21 protein-coding genes and 2 pseudogenes are annotated in these 24,401 nt (G+C 63.5%); 8 read left to right on the forward strand and 15 right to left on the reverse strand.

Translation table 11 applies throughout. The annotated features are described in order from the left end of the window. The first annotated feature begins 4 nt into the window (after positions 1 to 4). Positions 5 to 634, forward strand: coding sequence for a small multidrug efflux protein (locus ABIB49_RS05625; protein ID WP_282359701.1), 630 nt, complete (start codon positions 5 to 7; stop codon positions 632 to 634). Between the two features lie 304 nt (positions 635 to 938). Here the strand turns inward: ABIB49_RS05625 and ABIB49_RS05630 are convergent, their stop codons facing one another. The 5 genes and pseudogenes from ABIB49_RS05630 to ABIB49_RS05650 form a co-directional block, all read right to left on the reverse strand. Then, positions 939 to 2,135: an SGNH/GDSL hydrolase family protein gene (locus tag ABIB49_RS05630; RefSeq protein WP_282359702.1), complete on the reverse strand. Its 1,197-nt coding sequence runs from the start codon at positions 2,133 to 2,135 to the stop codon at positions 939 to 941. A 32-nt stretch (positions 2,136 to 2,167) separates the two neighbouring features. Next, complete coding sequence (locus tag ABIB49_RS05635) at positions 2,168 to 2,734, reverse strand: TetR/AcrR family transcriptional regulator (protein ID WP_282359703.1); 567 nt, start codon at positions 2,732 to 2,734, stop codon at positions 2,168 to 2,170. 205 nt (positions 2,735 to 2,939) lie between these two features. Next, positions 2,940 to 3,065 (reverse strand): annotated as a pseudogene (locus ABIB49_RS05640) (ABC transporter ATP-binding protein); the annotation flags it as partial. Continuing rightward, complete coding sequence (locus ABIB49_RS05645) at positions 3,062 to 3,466, reverse strand: nuclear transport factor 2 family protein (protein ID WP_282359704.1); 405 nt, start codon at positions 3,464 to 3,466, stop codon at positions 3,062 to 3,064. The gene ABIB49_RS05645 and the pseudogene ABIB49_RS05640, both read right to left, overlap by 4 nt. 381 nt (positions 3,467 to 3,847) lie before the next feature. After that, positions 3,848 to 4,507 carry a hypothetical protein gene (locus tag ABIB49_RS05650; protein WP_282359705.1) on the reverse strand — a complete coding sequence of 220 codons (660 nt, stop codon included), beginning with the start codon at positions 4,505 to 4,507 and terminating at the stop codon, positions 3,848 to 3,850. Positions 4,508 to 4,618: 111 nt separating this feature from the next. Here ABIB49_RS05650 and ABIB49_RS05655 point away from each other — a divergent pair, with 111 nt between their 5' ends. The 3 genes from ABIB49_RS05655 to ABIB49_RS05665 all read left to right on the forward strand — a co-directional run bounded on the left by ABIB49_RS05655 (position 4,619) and on the right by ABIB49_RS05665 (position 6,614). Beyond that, a complete protein-coding gene (locus tag ABIB49_RS05655; RefSeq protein WP_282359706.1) occupies positions 4,619 to 4,864 on the forward strand; it encodes a hypothetical protein in 246 nt (81 codons plus the stop codon). A 107-nt stretch (positions 4,865 to 4,971) separates the two neighbouring features. Beyond that, positions 4,972 to 6,000: a sensor histidine kinase gene (locus ABIB49_RS05660; RefSeq protein WP_282359707.1), complete on the forward strand. Its 1,029-nt coding sequence runs from the start codon at positions 4,972 to 4,974 to the stop codon at positions 5,998 to 6,000. Next, on the forward strand, positions 5,997 to 6,614 hold the full coding sequence (locus tag ABIB49_RS05665) for a response regulator transcription factor (RefSeq protein WP_282359708.1): 618 nt from the start codon (positions 5,997 to 5,999) through the stop codon (positions 6,612 to 6,614). Before ABIB49_RS05660 ends, ABIB49_RS05665 begins: the two co-directional genes overlap by 4 nt. Before the next feature lie 240 nt (positions 6,615 to 6,854). On the opposite strand, the gene ABIB49_RS05670 is transcribed toward ABIB49_RS05665, so the two are convergent. After that, entirely contained in the window at positions 6,855 to 7,658 is an 804-nt protein-coding gene (locus ABIB49_RS05670) for an alpha/beta hydrolase (protein ID WP_348774703.1), read from the reverse strand. 285 nt (positions 7,659 to 7,943) lie between these two features. Next, positions 7,944 to 9,247 (reverse strand): annotated as a pseudogene (locus ABIB49_RS05675) (IS256 family transposase); the annotation flags it as partial. On the opposite strand from ABIB49_RS05675, the gene ABIB49_RS05680 reads away from it, so the two are divergent. Further along, a complete protein-coding gene (locus ABIB49_RS05680; protein ID WP_282359710.1) occupies positions 9,246 to 9,485 on the forward strand; it encodes a hypothetical protein in 240 nt (79 codons plus the stop codon). The pseudogene ABIB49_RS05675 and the gene ABIB49_RS05680 overlap by 2 nt on opposite strands. Positions 9,486 to 9,596: 111 nt before the next feature. On the opposite strand, the gene ABIB49_RS05685 is transcribed toward ABIB49_RS05680, so the two are convergent. The 3 genes from ABIB49_RS05685 to ABIB49_RS05695 form a co-directional block, all read right to left on the reverse strand. Further along, positions 9,597 to 11,438 carry an ABC transporter ATP-binding protein gene (locus ABIB49_RS05685; RefSeq protein WP_283480309.1) on the reverse strand — a complete coding sequence of 614 codons (1,842 nt, stop codon included), beginning with the start codon at positions 11,436 to 11,438 and terminating at the stop codon, positions 9,597 to 9,599. Between the two features lie 97 nt (positions 11,439 to 11,535). Next, on the reverse strand, positions 11,536 to 13,047 hold the full coding sequence (gene guaB, locus ABIB49_RS05690) for an IMP dehydrogenase (protein ID WP_226774007.1): 1,512 nt from the start codon (positions 13,045 to 13,047) through the stop codon (positions 11,536 to 11,538). 172 nt (positions 13,048 to 13,219) lie between these two features. Then, a complete protein-coding gene (locus tag ABIB49_RS05695; RefSeq protein ID WP_282359800.1) occupies positions 13,220 to 15,295 on the reverse strand; it encodes an acyltransferase family protein in 2,076 nt (691 codons plus the stop codon). A 152-nt stretch (positions 15,296 to 15,447) separates the two neighbouring features. Here ABIB49_RS05695 and ABIB49_RS05700 point away from each other — a divergent pair, with 152 nt between their 5' ends. Next, complete coding sequence (locus ABIB49_RS05700) at positions 15,448 to 16,416, forward strand: DUF389 domain-containing protein (RefSeq protein ID WP_282359712.1); 969 nt, start codon at positions 15,448 to 15,450, stop codon at positions 16,414 to 16,416. 138 nt (positions 16,417 to 16,554) lie between these two features. Here the strand turns inward: ABIB49_RS05700 and groL are convergent, their stop codons facing one another. From groL to ABIB49_RS05715, 3 genes are all read right to left on the reverse strand, one after another. Continuing rightward, positions 16,555 to 18,165 (reverse strand): chaperonin GroEL, encoded by a 1,611-nt coding sequence (gene groL / locus ABIB49_RS05705; RefSeq protein WP_226774009.1) that lies wholly within the window; start codon positions 18,163 to 18,165, stop codon positions 16,555 to 16,557. Between the two features lie 86 nt (positions 18,166 to 18,251). After that, positions 18,252 to 18,548: a co-chaperone GroES gene (gene groES, locus ABIB49_RS05710; protein WP_024367421.1), complete on the reverse strand. Its 297-nt coding sequence runs from the start codon at positions 18,546 to 18,548 to the stop codon at positions 18,252 to 18,254. Between the two features lie 224 nt (positions 18,549 to 18,772). Then, complete coding sequence (locus ABIB49_RS05715; RefSeq protein ID WP_226774010.1) at positions 18,773 to 19,198, reverse strand: hypothetical protein; 426 nt, start codon at positions 19,196 to 19,198, stop codon at positions 18,773 to 18,775. A 56-nt stretch (positions 19,199 to 19,254) separates the two neighbouring features. On the opposite strand from ABIB49_RS05715, the gene ABIB49_RS05720 reads away from it, so the two are divergent. Continuing rightward, complete coding sequence (locus tag ABIB49_RS05720) at positions 19,255 to 20,490, forward strand: THUMP-like domain-containing protein (protein ID WP_226774011.1); 1,236 nt, start codon at positions 19,255 to 19,257, stop codon at positions 20,488 to 20,490. Positions 20,491 to 20,512: 22 nt separating this feature from the next. On the opposite strand, the gene ABIB49_RS05725 is transcribed toward ABIB49_RS05720, so the two are convergent. Beyond that, complete coding sequence (locus ABIB49_RS05725) at positions 20,513 to 21,340, reverse strand: shikimate 5-dehydrogenase (protein WP_282359717.1); 828 nt, start codon at positions 21,338 to 21,340, stop codon at positions 20,513 to 20,515. A gap of 41 nt (positions 21,341 to 21,381) precedes the next feature. Beyond that, positions 21,382 to 22,827: a glycoside hydrolase family 3 N-terminal domain-containing protein gene (locus tag ABIB49_RS05730; protein WP_282359718.1), complete on the reverse strand. Its 1,446-nt coding sequence runs from the start codon at positions 22,825 to 22,827 to the stop codon at positions 21,382 to 21,384. 417 nt (positions 22,828 to 23,244) lie between these two features. Between ABIB49_RS05730 and ABIB49_RS05735 the strand changes: the two genes are divergently transcribed. Next, positions 23,245 to 24,396, forward strand: coding sequence for a glutamate--cysteine ligase (locus ABIB49_RS05735; RefSeq protein WP_226774013.1), 1,152 nt, complete (start codon positions 23,245 to 23,247; stop codon positions 24,394 to 24,396). Positions 24,397 to 24,401: the final 5 nt, after the last annotated feature.

The raw sequence follows: 24,401 nt of genomic DNA on the forward strand, positions 1-24,401 counted from the left end.
AGACATGAATAATCCATATGAGTGGCTGCAAATCTTCATCGATCAAGTACCGAGTATCCTTCAACCGTTAATCGTGGCCCTGGCTGGCGCGGTCCCTTATATTGAGGGAGAAGGAGCAGCAGCTTTCGGCATCATTGCGGGTATTAACCCGATCATTGCCGCTATAGCTGGTGCAACAGGCAACATTTTGTGCGTCATCGCTATCGTTCTATTGGGTTCTAATGTCCGCGAACGCGTTGTTGTGCATCGTGCATCGCGCACGGTATCAGCCCAAGAAACGGGGACTTTTACTCCGACTCCCCATGGAGCCCCCGATGAAAACAAATCATCGTCCACGGCGCCCAACACCTCTTCCGTTGACGTGATCGACTATCCCGCCGGTGATGGCGATAGTAAGCCAGCTCGGGGAGCGAAGGGCCAGGTGAAGCTACGTCGCTGGCTGGTGAAGTTCGGGGTCCCCGGCGCAAGCCTACTTGCCCCGTTGGCACTGCCAACGATGCTTACCGCAGCATTTTTCGTCGGTATGGGCATCCCAAAGAAGCGCGTTATTTTCTGGCAGGTCATCGCAATTTTCCTCTGGACGAGCGCTGTGGCAATAGCGGCAACCAGCGTCCTGGCAGGGCTTGGATGGTGAGAATCCACCGGTGCGTCACTGTACCTCGGGTCTTCGGAAACGCGCCTCAGATCCGCTGTCAGCAGCACTAGCGTTGTGTGGACTCTCGACAGACGGGGGCGAACAGGAAGGGATCCTCATCGGTGGCAGCCGCCTGCAGATTCGAGAGTCCATCAACCATCCGCCCCCAAGTAAGCCCGTTTCACGGGATGACAGTGGACTTCATCGTCGAGTCGGTGGCCGGTGACGGCACGTGTCTGGGGTTCTTTTGACCAGTTGTCGTTGGTGCCATGGAATGCTGTGGGGGTGTGGGGTTGGATGGTTGTTAATGTCGTGGTTTTTGGCGCGTCGGGGTGCCAAAGGGCTGGTTGTTCTCAAACGCCATTTGTGTGAAGCGTTCGCTGATCAATCGATGTGCTGCGGGGCTCGGGTGCAGGGCATCGGGTAGGGGGAATTCCTGGGCGTCAGTGCTCCCGAAGAGTTCGAGTCCGTCGAGGTAAAAAAGGTGGGGGTCCTGTTTTTGTCGTTGCTCGACGATAGTACTTAGTGACTCGCGGATGGTGGTGAGGGTTAGCTTGCCTGCGGCTCGTTCTGCTGGGGCGCCGGCGGCCCGAAATGTGATGGTTCCCTCTGCCAGAGCATCCATGTCGAAGGCTCCCGGGCCTGGGGTGTCTTCATGGATGGCGCAATAGATCGGTGAAATGACCAGAAGGGGAGTGTCGGGGTGACCCTCGCGAATGGTGTCGAGGAAACCGTGAACTGCGGGCCCGAATGCTCGCAGCCGCATCAGGTCGTTATTGACAAGGTTGATCCCTATCTTGACGCTGATGAGGTCTGCGTCTGTCTCACGCATCGTTCTGGCCATGAAGGGGTCCAGAAGGGCGCTACCGCCAAAACCGAGGTTGATCAGCTCGACATCACTGAGGCGTGCCGCTCTTACTGGCCAAATTTCACTCGGGCGCGTGGCGTTCGAGCCTTGGCTTATGGAACTACCGTGATGAAGCCATACCGGCCGATGCCGTACGCTCCCTGGTTCGAGAGGGGCATCAGTGCGTAACTGAAGGATCTCAAGATTCTCGTTGTGGGGAAGCCAAATTTCTATAACTTTCGCGTGCCCGGGGAGCTCGGCGAACCGGACGGTGAGCATCGGATCCGTTATCTGCGCAGTTGCCCCAGTGGCCATGTCGATGGTGGAAGTAGTGCCCCCCGATGTGGTGATATGCGCGGTGAGGTTGCCATCAATCATGAGCTCGATGATCCCGTCTGGACGCTGCGGGAAGCCGGCATAGGTCGTCCGTGTCCGGTGGACATCGAGTTCGATTGCTGTGGCACAGGATCGAAAGACCAGGCGTACTCCAGAGGGCTGGGATTCGACCATTCTTAGCTGAGGATCAGTACTTTGTGCACGCGCCCATGAGGGCAGCCGGTGGAACAAGGTGCCCCGTTCGGTGTGCTCAAGTTCTAGCGCGCCGCGGACAATATCCGCAGTGATAGGGGTGATGATCCAGGATTGAGACGACAACCGGTGTCCTTCCGTGGGCAGTGGAGTGGAATTCATTGGCCAGGCCAATGACTAAAAGTGGCGTCGAGAGTTTCGAGGATGCGGTACCAGCTCTCCTCAGCGTCTGGAGCGCTGTGATCGAAACTCCCCGACATTTCCAAAGCGATAAAGCCTCGGATCGTGCTCCCGAACAATCGCACGGCGTGGACCTGGTTGATTTCGGTGAGCCGATATTCGCGCATAATTGCCCCCAGGAACCGGGCATGACGCCATCCAGCGCTTTTCTTTGCGCTCTCTTGGTCGAGTCTCAACTCAGTGGCAGCGAAACGCCCGGGATGGTCCCGGGCGTAATCGCGGAAGGAATCGGCAAGGGCCATGAGAGCGTCCTTGCCAGCGCGACCAGCAATGGCATCAGACGCGCGATCTGCGAGTTCTTCCAAAGCCAGAAGTGCGACACCGGTCTTTAGGTCCGCGGTACTCAGGACGTGAGAATACAAACTTGCTGGCTTCACGTCAAAGTGACGAGCAAGTGCAGCAACAGTCACGCCCTGAAGACCAATCTGATCAGCGAGCTCGGCACCAGCTAAAGCTAAACCCGCTTTGGTTACCCCCCTGCGCACGGCAACAACCTTCCATCAGTGACCCGACAACACGGAATCTATGCATACTAGGAAAAAACCTACACATCGTAGGTTACCCGACAACAGTAACCCCATTTGCACTGTATCCGCGCTGACGCTCTCGTTGGAGTTCGAGCGCCCCGAATCCGTTGAGACATGGGGGCGTTCGAACTCAGACTGCGAGCCAACGTTCTGGAAGGATATCTGTCCGATTCGTAGCGCCGTTGGGCCCAAGGAAGCCGGTCACCAGGCCCGGACGCGTAGTGAAGTTCATACCGTCTACGGCAGTCTTATCGCCAAAACGTTTGGTGAGAGAGTGTGGTTCGATCAAGTGAGGAGCTCGGAATCGTTGTCAGAAGGCCTGATTGGATCTTCGGTTACAGGGTCGAGATAGAAACGCGCCCAGTACACAAGGCCAGAAGCATCGGTTCGCCAGATGACGGGGCCGACGATCCCCGCGGAAATACCATCGGCCGCAGTGCCTGTCATTTCCCATTCCGACCACACTTCGTCGCCGTTCACCGCATGACGCAGAACTCGTGCCTTAAGGTCCGGGAATCGGGTGAGCATCGCCGTCCAGTTGCTCAGCACAATCACGCGCCCCTCAAAATTCGTCGATGGATGATGAGGGGTCTCTGAAACATAGCCGGCGGAGAAACATGCGGCGATGCTCTCGGCGTCATGGGAGTTGATCGCATTCTCGAGCCTGGTCAACGCTTCTAGGTCCGTCATTTTCGCCATCTTTCAGTGGGTTGATTTCGTTGCCAGTCGCACGCGTGGAGCATCGCGGTGTCAATCGCCATTGATCGAACGCATGCCGGTAGGAGCAATAGACAGCGGATCGGTGAAGTTAGGGTCGTGCCGGCCCCCCTAAGTCCGAGCGGAGCCCACTGCTCGAACGTTTGCTCTTCCAGCGGCAAAGACTTCGCAGGGACGACCAGGGAACCGGGCCGGTCAGCATCTCCCAGAAGGAAGTCCAGAACGGGGCGATCCACGGTGCGAGCGGGTCTAGCTCACTTTGCAGGACGATCGTCTCAGGAAAGGCTCCGATAGCTTCGGGCATCTCAACGTCTGTCGGCCAGAAGGCACGCTCCGGCGGGGCATCAAGGGGAGCTACAGCAGTAGTTGTTGGAGCGGGTAGACGAAGTACCGGATCGAGTACGCCTCCCACACGGCACCGATGATGAGCAGCACTAGTGCGGGGAGCGCCAGAAGACCGATCTGCTTCAAGCCCTGTAGATAGCCCTTGCGACGGCTCTGCGCCGCGTTTCTGCGCGGAAACATCCAGCTTCTTCCGATGAGGTAAGCGCCGAGGGCAAAGAGCACATAGGCCTGGAGTTCGATGACGAAGGTCAGAGAATGAGGAATGAGCGAGACCCATCCCTCCGGGGTCGACGGCGCGAGTGTGATACCTACCTGGACTGCCCAGTACGCGAAGAGTGCGAGTCCAGCAAACGGCACGATGAGCGACGGAAGCACGATGGTCAGCAGGCTGAGCCGGAAGACGTTTACGCCAAGAATTATCAGTGCAAAAAGCGGCGGGGTGTTGAGTAGCCCACGCACGATTTCGGCAGTGCCGTCTTGTTCCAACGACGTCACCTGCACCGCACTGAGTGCAGGAAAGGCTAGTCCGATCAAGAAACCGATGATTGCCAGTCCGTAACTGGCAAGGTTGAGTACGAGGTAGGCGCGCTTGTTTTCGCGGATGATTGTAAAGGGGCGCCGCCAGAGCGGTGACGGTGCATGGACCTGGATGGTGGCTATAGGTGTCATGTAACCCATCACATCTTAGGTTTCGATGCGCTTGCAGTGGCGAGGCGTCATCACATTGATGTGACGCGGCGTCACTACCGTCGACGCCGCGTGCACGGGATCGTGGAGTCCATGAAAATCTTCGATCTTGCGCTGAGTGCGGTCATTGTCTTCGGCGCGACCGTCTTCCTTGCTTACATTGGCTACTTCTATTTTGATTTTGGCCTCTTCATGACACTTCCAGCGAATATCGTGGAAGGATTCATTCAGAACTCTGCGTTGCAGTATGTCGCTCTTGGGCTCGGCATCGTGGCGATGATCGCAAAACGCCCGGTCGGTCGTGCGATCAAGCAGCAGGAAGCCGAGAATCGGAGCTAACCATCGACGATCACGCGAAGGATGAGGCTCCAAGCATCACACGGATGCGCAGGGTGGCGATGGTTAGCGCTGTAGTGGCGATTGCGCCTCTTAGCATTGTCGGGATCGTGTTCACTGCAACATCTTGGTCGGAAGCTCTGCTCGTCGCCGTAGGATTCCTCGTCACTCTTGCTCTGCTGCGCAAGTGGAGTTTGGATGGGTACCCGCGCCAGGCAATCCTTGCGCTCATGTTCACCACAGCGTCGTGGATTATTGGTTCACTGACCGCATCGAGCCCGATCGGTTTTGTACCAGTGGCGCTTATCGGTGCGCTCCTGCTTGCGCGGACACGAAGATGGCGGTTGTGGATCTTCGCGTTCGCGTTGTCGGTCACCGCGGTGGGGGCGAGCTCATTTGTTTTCCACCCAGCCAGTTGGGTGCTCGCGGCCCAGTATCTTGTGCTTCCAGCTGTCGGCACGCTCTTTATCGTCGCGGTGATTTTGCTCAGTGAACAGGCCTGGAAGGTGGTGCGGCGACTCGAACGCGCTCAGGAGACCGAGGCTGAGCTTGCGGCCGCCCGCGAGCGAATGCGCTTCGCCGGGGACCTTCACGACATTCAGGGCCATTCGCTTCATGTCATCAAGTTGAAAGCCGCCTTGGGCCGACGCGTGGTGCACACAGATCCCGACCGAGCCGATGTGGAATTCAGCGAGATCCGTCGCCTCGTCGACGAGACCATTGCGGAGACGAGAGCGCTGACATATGCGCGCTACAAGCTAAATTTGTTGGCTGAGCTCGAGAACACGAAGAGTCTCGTCGAGGCAGCTGGCGTGGTGGTCGAGGTGAGATTCGACAACGCGGGCGGGGATGCCGCGGATCCTCTCTTAGCACAGGTTCTGCGGGAAGCTACTACTAACCTGCTCCGCCATGCGCGTCCAACCCTCGTCACGATCAGTGCCTCGCCGAAATCTGTCGAAGTCATCAACGACGGCGCAGCCGATGCGGGTGGCTCTACCCTGAGGGGTCTTGCTCGGCTACGGGATCGAGTGGAGGGCGCGGGTGGCGCGCTGTGGATCGAACAATCGGCAGATAAGTTTATCGTTTCCGCTCGGATTGATCCCGAACGCAAAACTACGGGGATCGAGGACATACGATGAAAAAGGCGGGTCCGATTAGGATCATTCTGGCCGATGACGAGCATTTGTTGCGGACGGCACTTTCGGCGGTCCTTACTCTTGACGGGACGATCAGTGTCGTGGCGCAGGCGGAGAACGGTCGCGAGGCCGTGACGGCGACGCTTGAGCACCTTCCAGATGTACTCGTCATCGACCTGGAGATGCCTGAGATGGACGGCTTGGATGCAGTCGAATCGATTATGTCCAAGAATGCCGGACAGCGCGTACTGATGCTCACCCGGCATGCTCGGCAGGGCGTCCTCCGGCGAGCACTCAAGCTCGGGGTGCTGGGTTTTATGAGTAAGAGTTCTGACCCGGAAGAGATCGCCGAAGTGATCCGCAAAGTCAATAACGGCGATCGCTGGATAGCACACGATGTTTTTGAGGCCTCGGTTGTCGATGACTCACCCCTGACAGCGCGCGAAGCTGATGTTTTACGGGAGACACGCGAGGGGTACTCGGTCAAGGACATCGCTCGGCGACTGCACCTTGCATCTGGCACTGTTCGAAATTACCTCTCGGACGCCACTCAGAAAACCGCGACAACGACCCGGCACGACGCAGCGAGGGTAGCCCGGGACCGCGGTTGGCTGTGACTTGTCGTTCTGAACTGAAACAACACGGACCCCGCGCCTTCGACGGAGGCCGCGTTAGAGATCACCTCGGCGACGCTCACTAACGCTGCATTCGTAACGTATTTCGAAGCTATGGACGATTGCGCTGCAATCGCTGACCAAAACAGCGCACGTGGCGCCTGAGCTAGGAATTTGTGTCTCGTCAGCAGCGTGAAGCGCGCTTTCGTGATGCACATTCCCTTCAGGCTGAGCTACGATACGTCAAGCTGACATGCCATTGACAGCGAGCCAGTTGGGGATCGTTTCCAAACTCTCGGGGTCAAGATGCGTGTCCGGCTCGTTGTATCCACTGCCTGGCGACGCGGCGGTATCAGTCTGAGAGCGTCGATCCTCTTTGAATACGTGATTGGCGTCGGCCGGGAAGCAGAACGTTACATTGGCCATCCCCGCAGCGGCCTCTTGAAGTGGGGTGCCATTGGCGTGAACGTCTACCTGGAGGTCTTTCGTGCCAATGAGGACCAACGTGGGGATCTGTACCTTCGCTAGCGAATCACTCGCCGATTCGATCCACAACTCGCGGGCGAAAGGAAGATTCGCCGGAGCCTCGAAGCCAGCAAGGGCCATCTTCACGTTGTCCGGCAGGCTCGGATCAAGATCCATCTGCTGCCCGGAGGAGTAACGCGCAGCGGCGTCGTGCACCTCCGACATGAATTCGGTGTCATCGATAATCTGTGCCTGGAGCGCCAGTTGCGATATCAGCACTGTTTGTATCGGCCGACCAGGTGGCGCGGCGAGGATGATTCCCGCGAAGGGGACGTCGTGGGCCGTTGTAACGTAGTGCAGCACGTGCAGGGTTCCCTCACTGTGGCCGAGCCCCACAATTCTTGCCGAGTCCACGAAGTCCTGCCGAGAGAGCTCAGTGACGGCTGCGATCAGCTCGTTCAAATGCGACTTCATGCCCATCTTCTCGCTGAGCTTTCCGGCATTCTCCATCGTGTGCGGGCCGGACGCCCGCTTGTCGTAACGAAGAGAAGCGATACCCGCATCAGCGAAGGACTCTGCCAACAGCCGAGCGCTGCCATTGCTAGCGGGCAATATCGGTGAGCACCAATCGCGATCTGTTGGGCCGCTGCCAGCAATGAAGATTACTGAAGGGAATGGCCCATTACCATCGGGACACATAATCGAGCCCTCCATTGTGATGCCATCCAGCTTCCACGTCAGGTCAAGGTTTACAGAGCTAATCCGGTACCGGAAGGACCACAGTCGACACGATCTGTCGCATGTGCCCCCTGTCTGGCTCGTCTTTGAGTCTGGCCTAGAACACCATCGTTGCACGCGAGCACCGGGGGCTGCGGAGAGCCGGCCGTTGAAGGCGATTTCGAAGGCGTTGAGGGCGCCTTTCCATCGTTGGGTCCATCTGGCCCGGCCCTTGCCCTCGGGTCCAAGGCCATGACTGCGAGGTAGACGCACTTGAGCGCGGCTTGCTCGGTGGGGAAGTGTCTGCGGGCTCTGACGGCTTTGCGGATCCGGGCATTGACGGACTCGATCGCGTTCGTGGTGCACACGATTCGGCGGATCTCGCGGTCGAACTGCAGGAACGGCACGAACTCGGCCCAGGCGTTCTCCCACAACCGCACTATCGCGGGGTACTTCCTGCCCCATTCCTCGCCGAACTCCAGGAACCGTTCCTCGGCTTCGGAAACCGTGGCGGCCTGGTAGACCGGTTTGAGCGCCCGGGAGATCTTGTCCCAGTCCTGCCGGGCCGCGTAGCGGAAGCTGTTGCGCATCAGATGCACGATGCAGGTCTGCACGACAGTCTCCGGCCAGACGGCCCCGACGGAGTCCGGCAGGTGCTTGAGTTCGTCACAGACGAGCATGAGGACGTCCTCGACGCCGCGGTTCTTGATCTCGGTCAGGACCTGGAGCCAGTACTTCGCACCCTCACCGCCGTCCCCGACCCACCGACCCAGGATGTCCCGGTTCCCCTCGGTCGTGACGGCCAACGCCACCTAGACCGGTCGGTTAGCGACCTGCCCGTCCCGGACTTCCACGTGGATGCAGTCGATGAACACCACCGGGGAGACCGGGTCCAAAGGCCGGTTCTGCCACTCAGCCATCCCCTCCAGGACTTTGTCGGTGATCGTGGAGATCGTCGTCTTGGATACCTCCGAGCCATACACATCGGCCAGGTGCGCAGCAATGTCCCCATGCGTCATCCCACGGGCCGACAGGGACAGCACGACGTCCTCGATCGAGCCGAGCCGGCGCTGCCGCTTGGCCACCACGGCCGGTTCAAACGTCCCCGCACGGTCCCGGGGAACCTCTATCGATACCGGGCCGGCCTTCGTCAGCACCGTCTTGGACCGGGTCCCATTCCTGCTGTTCCCGGCGGGCTCCTCGGCGCGTTCGTGCTTTTCATAGCCCAGATGAGCGGTAATCTCACCCTCCAGCGCGGACTCGACCACGAGCTTGGTCAACTGCGCCAGCAGCCCGCCCTCGCCGTCAATGGACAATCCCTGCGCCTGCGCGTCACCGACCAACCGCGCGATCAACGCCCTGTTAACGACCGGCGATTTCTCAGCCACCGACACCCGCTCACCACCTTCCACCGCGACCACCTCGGCGGCCGCTTCAACCTGCACGCTCATCATGTACCTCCTGGATCAGAGTTACACCGTTGAAAGTGCAGTCCCGGGCTTCTGGCCCAAGCTGGTCAGCGCCATCGGCTTCCTGGCGTGTCTGGGCGCCTTGGTGGTCCTGGTCGTTCAACTCGTCCTCTACGACGTGGCCACACTGCTGCTCATTGCCGGATCGCTGGCACTCGTATCGGGGTTGAGGCTCGCTTTCGTCCGGCACCAGAGAGGGTCCACGGCCGGTTCAATGGTTTAGCCGGGGCGGTTCCGGCCTTTTTCCGCGGTACGGTGGCCGCAATCGTCGTCACCGTCGTCCTGCGCAAAAAAGGGCCGGGCCACAGCAGTTCCCGCTAGCCCGGGTGTCCGCTCAGGCGCCTTCGGCCTCGTCCACGGCCAGCTGCGATTCGAACATCCGGAAATAGCGGCCCCGCATGGCCACCAGTTCCTTGTGTGTGCCCTGCTCGACGATCAGGCCGTCCTCAAGCATGTAGACGGTGTCCGCCTTTTCGATGGTGGCGAGCCGGTGGCTGATGGCGATGATGGTGCTGCTGCGGTCCGCGAAGAGCCGGGTGAAGATCCGGTGCTCGGCGAGTGCGTCGATCGCCGACGTCGGCTCGTCCATCACCATAAAAGAGGCACCGCGGTAGAAGTTCCGGGCCATCGCGAGGCGCTGCCATTGGCCGCCGGAGAGCCCGCTGCCTTTCCGGCCGCGCGGGTCCTCCATCCAGTTGCTCACGTGGTTGTCCAGCCCGTTGGGCAGCTTGTTGATGAATTCGAGGGCTTCGGCATCGGCCGCCGCCCGGCGGATCCGTTCGTCGTCGCGCGGTGTATCCACGTCACCGAAGTAGATGTTCTCCGCCGCGGTGGCGAACTCGTACTTCAGGAACTCCTGGCTGAGCACCGCAAGGTGGCGGTGCCAGGTCTTTACGTCGACGGCGGCGAGGTCGACGCCGTCGAGCAGTACCTGTCCGGAGTCCGGGCGGTACAGCCCGGCGAGAATCCGGATGAGGGTGGACTTTCCGGCACCGTTCTCCCCCACGATCGCGATGTGCTGGCCTTCGCGGATAGTCAGCGAGATACCCCTGATGACTTCCAGCTCGCTGCCGGTGTAGGTGAACCGGATATCCCGCAGTTCCACGGTCCGGGGCGCCTGCAGCAGGGGCGGGGCCTGCTCCGACGGGACCGGCAGCGCCATAAAGAGCTCGTAGTCCTTGAGGTTCGCGAGGTCCTCGTCGATGGAACTCAGGGAAGAGACGAGGCTGTTGGCGGTGGACAGGGCGCGGCTGACAATCTGCTGGACGTAGAGGAACTGCCCCACCGGCTGGGCCCGGGCGATGATCTGGCCCACCACCCAGACCAGGGAGACCACCTCCGCACCGTATTGCAGGGCGTCGGCAGCGAGCTGTTTGGGGATGTAGCGCTTCTGGAAGTCGAGCCGGCGCTTTTCATCAGCGTCCCGCAGCCGGGAGCGCAGCCCCATCAGGTAGCCCACGATCCCGTAGAGCCGCATCTCGGCGATGTGCTGGGGACGCAGGAGATTGGTTTCAATCATCCGGCGTTGCCGTCGCGAATCCACTTGGGTGTTCCAGTGCGCGATCTGCTCGCGGGAGAGCTTGAACTGCAGGTACACGCTGGGCACAATCGCCACCAGCACGATCACGGCAATCCACCAGCTGACCAGCAGCAACGCGCCGATCGCCAGGAGCACCGAGACAAGCTGGGTGAAAATGGCTGCGATCCGGTCCAGGACCCGGGCGTAGGAATCGGAGAAGCGCTTGGCCCGGTCGTAGAGGTCCACCGTCTCTTTGTCGTCATAGCGCCAGAACTCCAGGGCCAGGAACCGCTCGTACATCAGGTCCCCGACGATCGCGCCGACCTTGAAGCTCATCAGCTGCTGGATGTACCGGTCCACGCTGCTGAAAGCGCCCCAGAACAATCCCAGCCCGGCAGTGATGATGACGTAGACAATCGCCTGCTGGCCGGCCGCGGCGTTCCCCGCGTAGGCCGCCGCCAGCGCCGTCGTGGTCAGGGCAGCGAAGTAGGTGGTTACAAGCGGCAGGAGCGCCGAAATCACCGAGCCCACGATCTTCATCACGACGGCGGCGGGCGAGGCCCGGAAACTCACGCGCAGCACCTGCGCTACAGCCCGGGCGTAGGGCCTGAGCGCCAGTTTGCGTTTCGGCTCGCGCGCGGGCAGGAGTGCGGACATGCCTCCAGCCTAGAACATATCCCCCTGCCCAACTGACTGGCAGCAGGGGCCGTTATGAGCCTTCAAAACGGCCCCTGCTGCGAGTCAGTTGGGTGTTTTAGCGCGAACCGTAGTTCGGCGCCTCCACCGTCATCTGGATGTCGTGCGGGTGGGATTCCTTGAGCCCGGCCGGCGTGATGCGGACGAATTTTCCGCGGGCCTTGAGCTCGGGCACCGTCGGGGCGCCGGTGTAGAACATCGTCTGGCGGAGTCCGCCGACCAGCTGGTACGCCACGGAGGCCAGCGGCCCGCGGTAGGCGACCCGGCCCTCGATGCCTTCCGGAATGAGCTTGTCATCACCGGAGACGTCGGCCTGGAAGTAGCGGTCCTTGGAGTACGAAGTGTTCTTGCCGCGGGTCTGCATGGCCCCGAGCGATCCCATCCCGCGGTAGAGCTTGAACTGCTTGCCGTTGACGAAAATCAGATCCCCGGGAGACTCGTCACAGCCGGCCAGCAGGGAACCGAGCATCACGGTGTCCGCGCCGGCGACCAGCGCCTTGCCGATGTCCCCGGAATACTGCAGCCCGCCGTCGGCGATCAGCGGAACGCCGGCCGGGATGGCTGCCTTTGCCGACTCATAGATGGCGGTGATCTGCGGGACGCCGACGCCGGCAACAACGCGGGTGGTGCAGATGGAACCCGGACCCACACCGACCTTGATGCCGTCAGCACCGGCGTCAATGAGCGCCTGGGCGCCTTCGCGTGTGGCGGCCTGGCCGCCGATGATGTCCACGTGCGCCGCCGCCGGGTCAGACTTCAGCCGGGCAATCATGTCCAGGACACCCTGGGAGTGGCCGTTGGCGGTGTCCACGAAGAGGGCGTCAACGCCCGCGTCGATCAGGGCCATCGCACGTTCCCAGCCGTCACCGAAGAACCCGATGGCCGCACCGACGCGCAGCCGGCCTTCGTCGTCTTTGGTGGCCAGCGGGTACTGCTCGGCCTTGGTGAAGTCCTTGGTGGTGATGAGCCCCTTGAGCCGGCCCTGCTCGTCGACCAGGGGGAGCTTTTCGATCTTGTTGGTCGCGAGCTTGTGTGAGGCTTCTTCGCGGCTGATGCCGACGTGCCCAGTAACAAGGGGCATTTTGGTCATTACGTCGCTGACCAGGCGGATCGGGAAATCCGCTTCCGGCACAAAGCGGGTGTCGCGGTTGGTGACAATGCCCAGCAGCCGCATGCCCTCATCGACGACGGGCAGGCCGGAAACGCGGTAATGCGAGCAGATTTCATCCAGCTCGGCCAGCGTCGCTTCCGGGCCGATGGTCAGCGGGTTGGTGATCATGCCGGATTCGCTGCGCTTGACGCGGTCCACCTGGTCGGCCTGGTCGGCGATGGAAAGGTTGCGGTGCACCACGCCGAGGCCGCCCTGGCGTGCCATGGCGATCGCCATCCGGGACTCCGTCACGGTGTCCATCGCCGCGGAGAGCAACGGCGTGTTGACGGTGATGCGCTTGGAGATCCGGGAAGACGTATCCGCCTCGGACGGGATGACGTTGGTGTGTCCGGGCAGCAGCAGGACATCGTCGTAGGTCAGGCCGATAAAGCCGAAGGGGTTGTGTTCGGGCTGGGTCATGAGTGCGCCTCTTACCTTGGGTACGGGTTTCACGGGTAGGGGTTGCAACAGATGACCAGCCCGTCATTACGGGCATGGCCTGTGCAGAAGTGTTGAATAAATAGTAGAACCTTGCCGCCAATCCCCATATTCCGGGGCAGGAATGTGAGCAACTGCACCGGACGCCGCCGCGTCACGTCCAGCCGGTGGCTGCCAGGAGCCGCTCTTCGAACATGGGGAGCATACTTTGGACGTAGGTCTTGGTCAGATGGTTGTCGTCCTTGTACACGTACACATTCCCGACCACGGCCGGGCAGATTCCGTCGGCGCAGATGAAGTCGCTCAGGTCCATCAGGTACAGGCCCTGGACCCTCCCCCGGTAGGCGTCCAGGGGTGAAGAACGGGCCAAGGACTCCTGCAGCGGCACCCGGCACTTGGGGTCGTCCGAGCCGTTCTTCTGGACGCATTCGGGCATGTTGATGCCAAAGCGCGGATTGTCGCGGATGCCGACCACGTCCATACCGGCGTCGGTGAAGGCTTGAATGCCCTCAAGATACTGCGGCACCTCGGTTTCAAACGGCGCTTCGGTGTGGGTGAGCGAGGCGACTGTGAAAACGGCATCGGGCTGCTGGTCCAGGACGTACCGGGCGCTGGCGGCGTTGAAAGCGTTGCACTCGGCGTCCCGCTCCGGGGACTCACCGCCGAAGCGGCAGTTGCCTTTCAGCAGTGCCACCACTTCCCAGCCGCGGGTCCGGGCGACCGGCCCGAGTGCTGCCATGTACTGCTGGGCGTGGGAGTCGCCCAGGACCACAATGCGTTTGGTGACAGTCTCCGGCCGGGTGTTTTGCAGGCATCCGGCGAGCAGCGGGTCGGCGGGCACGTTCCCGTCCGTGCAGAGCCCGTCGATGTCAGCCCATTCGTTTTTCATGGCGACCGGAGCCGGAATGATCTTCGCGGCGGGAGTAGGTTTACCCGCGTTCTCGGGCGCCAGGGCGGCCGCGCCGGGGGTCAGTTCCTTCGGCTGCGCCGCCGCGGCCGCCTCGTCGGCCATGATCTTGCTCTGCCACACGGACACCGGGCCAGCCAGCAGCGCGCCACACGCTGCGATCACGACGGCGGTGCGCCAGGCCCGTCGCTGCGGCCAGTGCCACTCGCGTAAGGGCTTCTCCACGAACCTGGTGGTCAGCACCGCCAGCACGATCGAGGCGGCCACCACGGCCAGGCCCTGGATCAGGTTCGGCGCGGCGATGCCCATCCCGGCAAGGGCAAGCACCAGCAGCGGCCAGTGCCAGAGGTACAGGGCGTACGAGTTGTCCCCGAGTGCCACCAGCGGTTTCCAGCTCAGGATCCGGTCGACGCCGAAGCGGCTCCCGCTCTGTCCGGCCACGATGATGGCCGCAGCTGCCAGCGTCGGCCACAGCGCAATGAAGCCCGGGAAGGAGCGGTCTACGGTGAGCAGCAAGCCGCAGGAGAGCATCGCGGTCAGCCCGGCCCAGCCGAGGACAACCCGGAGCGCTTTACCGGGTTTGAGGTGTGGAAGTGCAAGCGCCAGCAGCGATCCGAGCGCGAATTCCCAGAGCCGGGTGCGGGTGTCGAAGTAGGCATAGGCCTGGTTGGCGGCGGTTTGCTCAATGGAGTAAATCAGTGAGGCAACGAAAATCGCACCAAACGCCGCGGCCAGGAGGCCGGGGTAACTGATCCGGTTTGCCCACGGCGTCCGCCGGCGCAGGAGGCGCAGCAGCACTGCGGCGCCGGCAAAAACGAGCGGCCACAGCAGGAAGACCTGCCCTTGGATGGACAGCGACCAGAAGTGCTGCAGCGGACTGGCGCCGGAGTGGTCCTGCGCGTAGTAGTCGACGGCGGAGTCCGCCAGCAGCCAGTTCTGCCGGTAGAGAAGGGAGGCCCAGGCCTGGTCGAGGATGTCCGGCCAGCGGCTCTCGGGCAGGATTGCCCGGGTGCCTGCAAGTACACCCAGAATAACGACTACAACGGCGGGCAGCAGCCGTTTGAGCAGGTGCAGCCAGTGGCTCAGGAGACGAAGGGGCCTGCCGCTTTCGACCTTTCGGGCGAAGCTGAGAGTCATCAGGAAGGCGGAAATCAGGAGGAAGACGTCCACCCCGCCGGAGACCCTGCCGAGCCACACGTGGTACGTGACCACCATCAGGACCGCAAGGGCGCGCAGGCCCTGGACTTCGGGCCGGTAGCCCGGTTGTGGGGGCGCCGGAGAACCCGCGACCGCCTGCTGCGGGCTGGCTGTGCTGCGCTCGATCGACACTGGGAGCCCTTCAGGCCGGTTTCCAAAACATCAATGTTACCGAGCCGTAATTTTTCTGGCCAATCACAGCGCGGTGACCGGCGGGCCAGCGGCAGGTTCCCCGCCGGCCCGGGGCTACCCTGTAACGAGCCAGAGGAGGCCCCATCGTGATCGCAGAGCTGCGTATTTGTGTTCCGGCCGAGTTGTCCGCCGCCGTGACGGACTGCTGCACCGGAGAGCTAGGCGTCGCGGAAGTTTCCCGCCAGCCGGGCGCTTCTGTCCTTCCCGCCGGGGACATCATCCACGTCCTGGTCGCCAGGGAATCCGTGGAGCGGCTCGTGGAGAAACTCCAAGCCCTGAATGTCCAGGAGCAAGGTTCGATCTCGGTGGCCATGCCGGAGTTGGTGCTCTCCGACCGTGCGGACAAGGCCACCGCCGACGCCCCCGGCGAAGGCGCGGACACCGTGATCTGGGACGAGGTATCCCGACAGACGGGCGAAGACTCGCGGCTTACGTGGAGCTACCTGGCGTTCCTGATCCTCGCGACCCAGCTGGCGGCCATCGGGATCGTCACGGATTCCACTATCGCCATTGTCGGGGCCATGGCGGTGGGACCGGAGTTCGGCCCCCTGGCGGCCCTGGCCGTGGCACTTGTCCGCGGCCAATGGCAGCTGGGCCGCAGTGCGGCACTGGCGCTTGGCGTCGGGTTCCCCGCGGCCATGCTGGCGGCCGCGCTCACGGCGTGGCTGTCAGTACCGCTGGGCCTCTTTCCGCCCGACGTGCTGGACCGCGGTTCTGCCGTCGACTTCATTTACCACCCGGGCCCCTATTCGCTCATCGTTGCCGTCCTGGCCGGGACCGCTGGGATGCTCTCCGTGATCAGCCGGCGGTCCGCAGCGCTGGTCGGGGTGTTCATCTCGGTCACAACGGTCCCGGCCGCGGGCTTCGTGGCGGTGGCCCTGGTCCTGGGCGAATACCAAAAGGCTGCCGGCTCGGCGGTGCAGCTGGGGCTGAACCTCGTGGGCATCGTCGCGGCCGCGGTTGCCGTGCTGATCTTTTACCGGCTCGTCACCAGACACCGGCTGCGGGGTGCGAGCCTGCGGCCACGACGGACCGCCACGGGGTCCAGACGCTGATGACTGCCTAAAACACACAAAAGACCGGACCAGCGGGTGCTGGTCCGGTCCTTTGTTTACTGGTCTTTGGCTGGCTGCTCCCTTGGCTGGCTGCTCCGAGGGAAACTGCGGCACCGTCCGGGGCGCCGCCGCCGGACCTTAGTGCTGGTGGCCCGCGTGCTCGTCCTCGTCGGCAGGCTTCTCGACCACGAGGGTTTCCGTGGTGAGCACCAGCGCCGCGATGGAAGCCGCGTTGCGCAGGGCCGCACGCGTCACCTTGACCGGGTCGATAACGCCGGCCGCGATGAGGTCTTCATATTCGCCGGTCTTGGCGTTGAAGCCCTGGTTGTTGGCTGATTCGGCCACCTTGGCGACCACCACGTAGCCGTCGAAGCCGGCGTTCTGGGCGATCCAGCGCAGCGGCTGGGTCAGTGCCCGGCGGACGATGCCGACAGCGGCGGCCGCGTCACCTTCGAGGGCCTTGACGGCAGGGTCCTCGTCGAGGGCCTTGAGGGCGTGGATGAGGGCAGCGCCACCGCCGGCCACAATGCCTTCTTCCAGGGCAGCGCGGGTCGAGGACACGGCGTCCTCGATGCGGTGCTTCTTTTCCTTCAGCTCGACTTCGGTAGCCGCGCCAACCTTGATCACGCCGATGCCGCCGGCCAGCTTAGCCAGGCGCTCCTGGAGCTTTTCCTTGTCCCAGTCGGAATCGGTGCGGGTCAGCTCGGCGCGCAGCTGGGAAACCCGGGCTGCGACGTCCTCGGCCGAACCGGCGCCGTCAACGATGGTGGTGTTGTCCTTGGTGACGGTGATACGCCGGGCAGTACCGAGCACCTCCAGGCCGACCGTATCCAGGCTGAGGCCCAGTTCCGGCGAAACAACCTGCGCACCCGTAAGGGTGGCGATGTCCTGCAGCATGGCCTTGCGGCGGTCACCGAAGCCCGGAGCCTTGACGGCAACGACGTTCAGGGTGCCGCGGATGCGGTTGACGATCAGCGTGGAGAGAGCCTCGCCGTCGACGTCCTCGGCGATGATAAAGAGCGGCTTGGAGCTCTGCAGCGCCTTTTCCAGCAGCGGCAGGAAGTCCTGGACGGATGAAATCTTGCCCTGGTTGATGAGGATCAGCGCATCTTCGAGGACTGCTTCCTGGCGTTCTGCGTCGGTGACGAAGTACGGGGACAGGTAGCCCTTGTCGAACTGCATGCCCTCGGTGAGGACCAGTTCGGTCTGCGTGGTGGAGGATTCCTCAATGGTGATCACACCATCCTTGCCGACCTTACCGAATGCCTCGGCCAGGAGCTCGCCGACCTCGTCGCTCTGTGCGGAGATGGAGGCGACGTTGGCGACCTGGGTGCCTTCGACCGGACGTGCGTTTTCGAGCAGGCGGGCAGCGACGGCTTCGACGGAAACCTCGATGCCGCGCTTGATCTCGCCCGGTGCGGCGCCTGCCGCAACGTTGCGGAGGCCTTCCTTAACAAGCGCCTGTGCCAACACAGTGGCGGTGGTGGTGCCGTCGCCGGCCACGTCGTTGGTCTTGGTGGCGACCTCCTTGGCAAGCTGCGCGCCAAGGTTCTCGTAGGGGTCGTCCAGTTCGACTTCACGGGCGATGGTGACACCATCGTTGGTGATCGTGGGGGCGCCCCACTTCTTGTCCAGCACAACGTTGCGGCCACGCGGGCCAAGCGTCACCTTGACCGTGTTGGCGAGCTTATCGATGCCGGCTTCAAGCGACCGGCGGGCAGCGTCGTTAAACGCAAGCTGCTTTGCCATGGTTTTTGTCCTTTCAAGACAGAACCCCGCGCAACTGACCTGTCAGAGATGAATCAGACGGATCGGCGGCGCGGGGTCCATAAGAGTTACTTTACGACGATCGCCAGGACGTCGCGGGCGGACAGTACGAGGTACTCGGTACCGCCGGTCTTGACTTCGGTTCCGCCGTACTTGGAGTAGATAACAACGTCGCCGACGGTGACGTCGATCGGAACGCGGTTGCCGTTGTCGTCAAAGCGGCCGGGGCCAACTGCAACAACTTCGCCTTCCTGCGGCTTTTCCTGCGCGGAGTCCGGGATAACCAGGCCGGAGGCCGTGGTCTGCTCGGCTTCGAGCGGGCGGACAACAATACGATCCTCAAGAGGCTTAATAGAGACCGACAAGGACCTCTCCTTTTCGTCAGCAAATTCGTGGACTTTAAAGCTGTGGTGCCAAGGCGCACAAACCGTCGTCGCGGTGCCGGCAGCGTACCTGGCAGGTCCAGCTTGAGTATTAGCACCCTCCTAGGGAGAGTGCTAATGACGACTCTATGTAAGTAGTTAGCACTCGGTCAAGGTGAGTGCCAGAATTTCGTCACCCGTTAACGCCGCACGACTGCCGGCTGCCCTCAGCCGAGGTCCTCGAAGTTCACGTCTTCGCCGTTGTCCGCGTCGCTGGCACCGGCCTCCCCCCGGTGCCGGTACAGCACCAGGGCGCCGGCGGCGGCAAGGACGACGCCGGCGGCCAGGACGACGATGCCGCCGGTTCGGGCCGCGGCATAAGTGTCCCGGATGTCCCTCGCCTCGTCGGTGGCGTCCGCAACGTCTTTGCCGCCGACGGAATAAACCGTGGCGTTGAAGGAATCAAGGAAAAAGATAATCACCAGCAGCGCCGCGCAAACCACCGCGAGCACAATGCCGGCGATCAGCGCCGGCCGGGCGTAACGGGCCAATCCCCGGCGGGTGGCCCGGCCGCCGTCGGCATCCCGGCCGGCGGTCCGGTCATTGGGGTCATCTGCGTCCGAGCCGGTGTTTGCCGTGCCGCTGTCTTCCATGCCGTCTAGCCTATCGGGCGCACGGCGCCTCGACTGCCTGAACTAGGCTTGATCCCATGGCTGACGCACCGCAGGACCAGATCGCCCCGCTCCTCAACCCCGCAGGCTGGGAGCTGCTGGCGTCACTGGGCGCGTACCGCGAGGACGAGGCGTTCCGCCTCAACGCAACCCTGCGGAAGGCCGGCCACTCCCCCGAACTCGTCTCTGCCGTGCTCACCCAGTCCCGGCTGCGGACCAAGGCCGAAGCCAAGTTCGGCGAGTTCGCCCGGCAGATGATTTTCACCCAAGCCGGTTTGGAACAGGCCACCCGGCTGACCGTGGCGGCGCGGCACGCGCAGCGCTTCGCGGCGGCAGGCGTTCGGCATGCAGCAGATCTCGGCTGCGGCCTCGGCGCCGATTCCATGGCGCTTGCATCGCTGGACATCACGGTCACGGCAGTGGAGCGGGACGAGACGACGGCGGCCTGCGCCACGATGAACCTGATCCCGTTCCGGAACGCCACAGTGCTGCACTCCGACGCGACGTCGGTTTCCCTCGAGGGAATAGACGGCGTCTGGCTGGACCCAGCACGCCGGACCACCTCCACCTCGGGCACAAAGCGCCTCTGGGACCCGGAGGACTTCTCCCCGCCGCTGTCCTTTGTTGAGTCCCTGGCCGGCGCCGGCATGGCGGTGGGTGTGAAGATGGGCCCGGGCATGCCGCACGACTCGGTACCCGGCAATTGCGAGGCCCAGTGGGTCTCGGTCGGCGGGGACGTCACCGAAGTCGCACTGTGGTTCAATGCGCTCCGGCGCCCGGGGATCCGGCGGGCAGCCCTCCTGCTCGGGCCTGCTGGGGCCGCGGAGCTCAGCAGCGCCGAGGATTTCAACGGCGGACCGGTCGCCCCGATCGGCCCGGTTGAGGGCTACCTTTACGAACCCGACGGCGCCGTCATCCGAGCCGGTCTGGTGGCCGACGTCGCACTCCAGCTGGGCGGCCACCTCGTGGACGAGCACATCGCTTACATCTGCGCGCCCGAACTTCTGGACACCCCTTTTGCCCGGGCGTTCAAAGTCCTGGACGTGATGCCCTACAACGTCAAGGCGCTCAAGGCCTGGGTCAGGGACCAGGGCATCGGAGTGCTGGACATCAAAAAGCGCGGCACCGCTGTCACTCCGGAGGAGCTGCGCAAACAACTGCTCCCCGGGGGTAAATCAGGCAGTGCCAAGAACAAGGGAAAGAAGGCGGCCACCCTGGTCCTCACCAGGATCGGCGAGGAGCGGGTGGCCATTTCGGTCGAGCCGGTCCAGTGACTCACCGCCGGATTCCGAGCGCCTACTGATCCCGCATAAAAGCCTCGGCTGCGTGGACCTGCTCGTCAGTGGGCCGGATCCCGGTGTAGAGCACAAACTGCTCCAGCGCCTGGATTGTCGCCACCTGCGCACCGGTGATGACCGTCTTACAGGCTGCACGGCCGGCCTTGATCAGCGGGGTCTCGGCGGGCAGCGCGACGACGTCGAAGACCACCGTCGCGGCGTCCAAAACCTCCTGCGGGAAGGATAGCGCCCCGGCGTCCGGCCCTCCGGCCATACCAATCGGGGTGACGTTGATGATCATGTCCGCCGCCCCCGCGCCGGCGGGATCGACGTCGGCGCGCCAGGCGAAGCCATAAAGCCCTGCGAGCGCCCGCCCCGCCTCCTCACTGCGCGCGATCACTGTGACGTCGCGGAACCCGGCATCACGCAGGGCGGCGGCGGTGGCCTTCGCCATGCCGCCGGCACCCAACAACCACACCGCGTAGGAGGCGGGTACTGCGTTGCGCTGCAGCAACTGCTCGATCGCCGTGTAGTCGGTGTTGTAGGCGGTCAGGGTGCCGCCGTCGTTGACGATGGTATTGACCGAATCGATGGCTTTCGCCGACGGGTCCATCACATCCACGAGCGCCGTCACGTCTTCCTTGTACGGCATGGACACGGCACAGCCGCGGATTCCCAGGCCACGCACGCCGGCGATGGCCTGGGCGAGGTCGGTGGGGGCGAAGGCCTTGTAGATCCAGTTCAGGCCAAGCTGGTCATACAGGTGGTTGTGGAAGCGCGTCCCGTTGTTGCTCGGCCGGGCCGAGAGGGAGATGCACAAGGTCATGTCTTTATTCAGGATGGGCACCCTTCCATTAAACGACAGGCCGGTCCCGGCCGGGGCCGGCATCAGTCACAGCCGGTGCCCGCGGGCTGGGACCCAACGTCGACCGGAAGTTTGCCGGGGGCCGTGGCAGTCCCGGCAAGAACCGAGGCCAGCGCGTCGAACGCGCCCTGGCTGCGTCCGTAGACCGCGATTCTGCTGCGGGCCGTGACGTCGGCCAGCGGCCAGGGCGCATCGAGGGCCACCGCCACCTCGGCTGCCGCCTCCGGTGCAGGCGGCTGTGGTCCGGCACCGATCAGCCGGACGAGCGGGCCCTCGCCGATGCTGATGCCGGCCTTGCTCGCGGATGCGGCGAAGCGCGAGCGGTCCTGCGCCGAACCGCCGGCCACACGGACGCTGGCCGGCACGATCGGACCGCGGCAGGGCCCGGCGAGCACGGTGATGGCGGCCCGGGAGACCTTTTGCGAGAGTTCGCTGCCGCTCCCGGGCGCCGTGCCGGGGCCCTGTCCGGTGCGGCCGCGCCAGATCATCATGGTAACTACACGCTGCGCGGCCTCCGCGAGCCGTGCCGGCGGCAGCGCACCGCTGCGCACGGCGCCGACGATCGCGGCGTGGGCCGCCTCGACGTCGGCGGGCATCAGCAGCAGGTCAGCGCCAGCGGCGAGGGCCAGCGGAGCGGCGGAGTCGTTGGGGTACCGGTCCTGGATCGCCGCCATGTTTAGCGCGTCGGTGATGGCAACACCTTTGAATCCCATCCGGCGAAGTTCCGCGTAGGCCGCCTTGGAGACGGAGGCCGGGACCCCGGGATCAAGCGCCGTCACGGCAATGTGGCCGGTCATGACCATCGGCAGCCCGGCGTCAACGACAGATTGGAAGGGCCGCAGGTCCTTGGCGCGGAGTGCATCCAGGCTGGCATCCTGGACGGGCAGCCCGGCGTGGGAATCCACGGTGACGGAGCCGTGGCCGGGAAAATGCTTGGCGGCCGGCAGCAGCCCCCCGGCCAGCATTCCTTGGGAAAAGGCGACACTGTAGGCGGCTGCGGCGTCGGCGTTGCCGGACATGGAGCGCGCGCCGATGGCAGGATCGGCCGGGCCCATGGTGACGTCGGCCGACGGGGCAAAGTCGGTGTTGAAGCCCAGTGCCGCCAGTTCAGCTGCCATGGCTGCGCCGGCCTCTCCGGCGAGGGGCGCACTTCCCGCCGCGCCGTAGCTCATCGGGGCGGGCCATTCGGTCAGCGGCGCCCTGAGCCGTGCCACCTTTCCGCCCTCCTGGTCGACGCCGATCAGGCCGGGCCAGCTGCGGCCGCCGGCGCGGGCCGCGGCCTGGAGCTGGCCGGCGGCGGCCTGCATGGCTGTGGTGTCAACGCTTCCGTCTGCGGTCCCCGGAACGTTGTCCCCCATGATGATGGAACCGGCCAGGTGCAGGCGCTCGATGACCGCGGCATGGGCGGTATGGTCGAGTCCGGGAAAAAACGGCAGCAGAACCTGGCCCGCCAGCTCTTCGGTGCTCATGGCGGCAACAGCCCGCGCCGCATCGGCCGCGTCCCGTTCCTGCGGTCCCCATCCGAGCGGGCGTGTCCCGGCCAGGGCGGAGGCATCCTTACTATCGGGCAGCGGCGCGGCAGTGCCGCCGCTCGGCTGTGCCGGTCCGGATGGTGCGGCGGTTTGCGCCGCTCCGGAGGGCGGCGGCGCCGGCGGCCCGGAGCAAGAGGAGGTTCCGAACACAAGCAGGACGACGGCCGGGACCAAGGCGGTCTTCCGCGTACTTCTGTGAACACTTTCACGTTTTCGCTGCAGTCTTGCCACCGGTCCGATGTTACCCCTGCACTAGACTTGAGGCACCGTTGCCTCGCCAACTGTCCGGCACATCCGCCCACGACGTTGCCGGTCGGGGCAGGGAAACGGACAGCAGAAAAGTGAAGGGACCACATGAAGATTGATTTCGCTTCATCCAGGCAATCAACTCTTGGTGTGGAATGGGAACTAGCCCTCGTGGACGCGGAAACCGGGGAGTTGGCCTCCGTCGCCAAAGAGGTGCTCCGCGGCGTCGCTGCGCGGCACCCCGAACTGAACGAGGACGACGAGCACCCCCACATCAAGCAGGAGTTGCTGCTGAACACCGTGGAGCTGGTCACCGGGATCTGCAACACCGTGGCGGAAGCGAAAGCGGACCTGACCAGTTCCCTCGCCGCAGTCCGTGAAGTCACCGATCCGATGGGCGTTGAAATCTTCTGCGCGGGCAGCCACCCCTTCAGCCCGCCGCAGCTGCAACCGGTGACAGACAAAGAGCGTTACGCCAAGCTCATTGACCGCACACAGTGGTGGGGCCGCCAGATGGTGATCTACGGCGTCCACGTGCATGTCGGCCTGGACAGCCGGGACAAGGTGTTGCCGGTACTGGACGGCTTGGTGAACTATTTCCCGCACTTCCAGGCGCTCTCCGCCTCCAGCCCGTTCTGGGGCGGCGAAGACACCGGTTACGCCTCCCAGCGTGCCCTGATGTTCCAGCAACTGCCGACCGCGGGGTTGCCTTTCCAATTCGCCAACTGGGCGGACTTCGAATCGTACGCACAGGACATGTCCACCACCGGCGTGATCGACTCGCTCTCCGAAATCCGCTGGGATATCCGGCCCGTCCCTCATTTTGGCACCATCGAGATGCGGATCTGTGACGGCCTGGCAACCCTGGAGGAAGTCGGCGCCGTCGCAGCGCTGACCCAATGCCTCGTTGATGAGTTTTCAACGACACTGGACAACGGCGGCACCATTCCCACCATGCCGCCCTGGCATGTCCAGGAGAACAAGTGGCGTGCCGCCCGCTACGGCCTGGACGCCATCATCATCCTGGACGCGGAGGGGAACGAGCAGCTTGTTACGGACCACATCCGCGAAACTGTCGCACGGCTCCGGCCCGTCGCCGAGAAGCTGGGCTGCGCTGCGGAGCTGGCGGACGTCCTGAAGATCGTTGAGCGCGGCGCCGGATACCAGCGGCAGCGGCGCGTGGCGGCAGAGCACGGCGGGGACCTGCGCGCCGTCGTACTGGACCTGGTCCAGCAGATGCGCCAGGGCCCCGAAGCGTAGAGCCG

The sequence above is a fragment of the Arthrobacter sp. UYCu512 genome (assembly GCF_040547075.1).
GTDB lineage: Bacteria > Actinomycetota > Actinomycetes > Actinomycetales > Micrococcaceae > Arthrobacter.

What these genes read in the sequence shown, in the direction of transcription:
- ABIB49_RS05655 (WP_282359706.1), top strand. Translation starts at nt 4,619, where the DNA reads ATGAAAATCTTCGATCTTGCGCTGAGTGCGGTCATTGTCTTCGGCGCG.
- ABIB49_RS05625 (WP_282359701.1), top strand. Translation starts at nt 5, where the DNA reads ATGAATAATCCATATGAGTGGCTGCAAATCTTCATCGATCAAGTACCG.
- ABIB49_RS05730 (WP_282359718.1), bottom strand. Translation starts at nt 22,827, where the DNA reads ATGAGCACCGAAGAGCTGGCGGGCCAGGTTCTGCTGCCGTTTTTTCCC.
- ABIB49_RS05665 (WP_282359708.1), top strand. Translation starts at nt 5,997, where the DNA reads ATGAAAAAGGCGGGTCCGATTAGGATCATTCTGGCCGATGACGAGCAT.
- guaB (WP_226774007.1), bottom strand. Translation starts at nt 13,047, where the DNA reads ATGACCCAGCCCGAACACAACCCCTTCGGCTTTATCGGCCTGACCTAC.
- ABIB49_RS05680 (WP_282359710.1), top strand. Translation starts at nt 9,246, where the DNA reads ATGTACCTCCTGGATCAGAGTTACACCGTTGAAAGTGCAGTCCCGGGC.
- ABIB49_RS05735 (WP_226774013.1), top strand. Translation starts at nt 23,245, where the DNA reads ATGAAGATTGATTTCGCTTCATCCAGGCAATCAACTCTTGGTGTGGAA.
- groL (WP_226774009.1), bottom strand. Translation starts at nt 18,165, where the DNA reads ATGGCAAAGCAGCTTGCGTTTAACGACGCTGCCCGCCGGTCGCTTGAA.
- ABIB49_RS05650 (WP_282359705.1), bottom strand. Translation starts at nt 4,507, where the DNA reads ATGACACCTATAGCCACCATCCAGGTCCATGCACCGTCACCGCTCTGG.
- ABIB49_RS05685 (WP_283480309.1), bottom strand. Translation starts at nt 11,438, where the DNA reads ATGTCCGCACTCCTGCCCGCGCGCGAGCCGAAACGCAAACTGGCGCTC.
- ABIB49_RS05645 (WP_282359704.1), bottom strand. Translation starts at nt 3,466, where the DNA reads ATGACGGACCTAGAAGCGTTGACCAGGCTCGAGAATGCGATCAACTCC.
- ABIB49_RS05720 (WP_226774011.1), top strand. Translation starts at nt 19,255, where the DNA reads ATGGCTGACGCACCGCAGGACCAGATCGCCCCGCTCCTCAACCCCGCA.
- ABIB49_RS05715 (WP_226774010.1), bottom strand. Translation starts at nt 19,198, where the DNA reads ATGGAAGACAGCGGCACGGCAAACACCGGCTCGGACGCAGATGACCCC.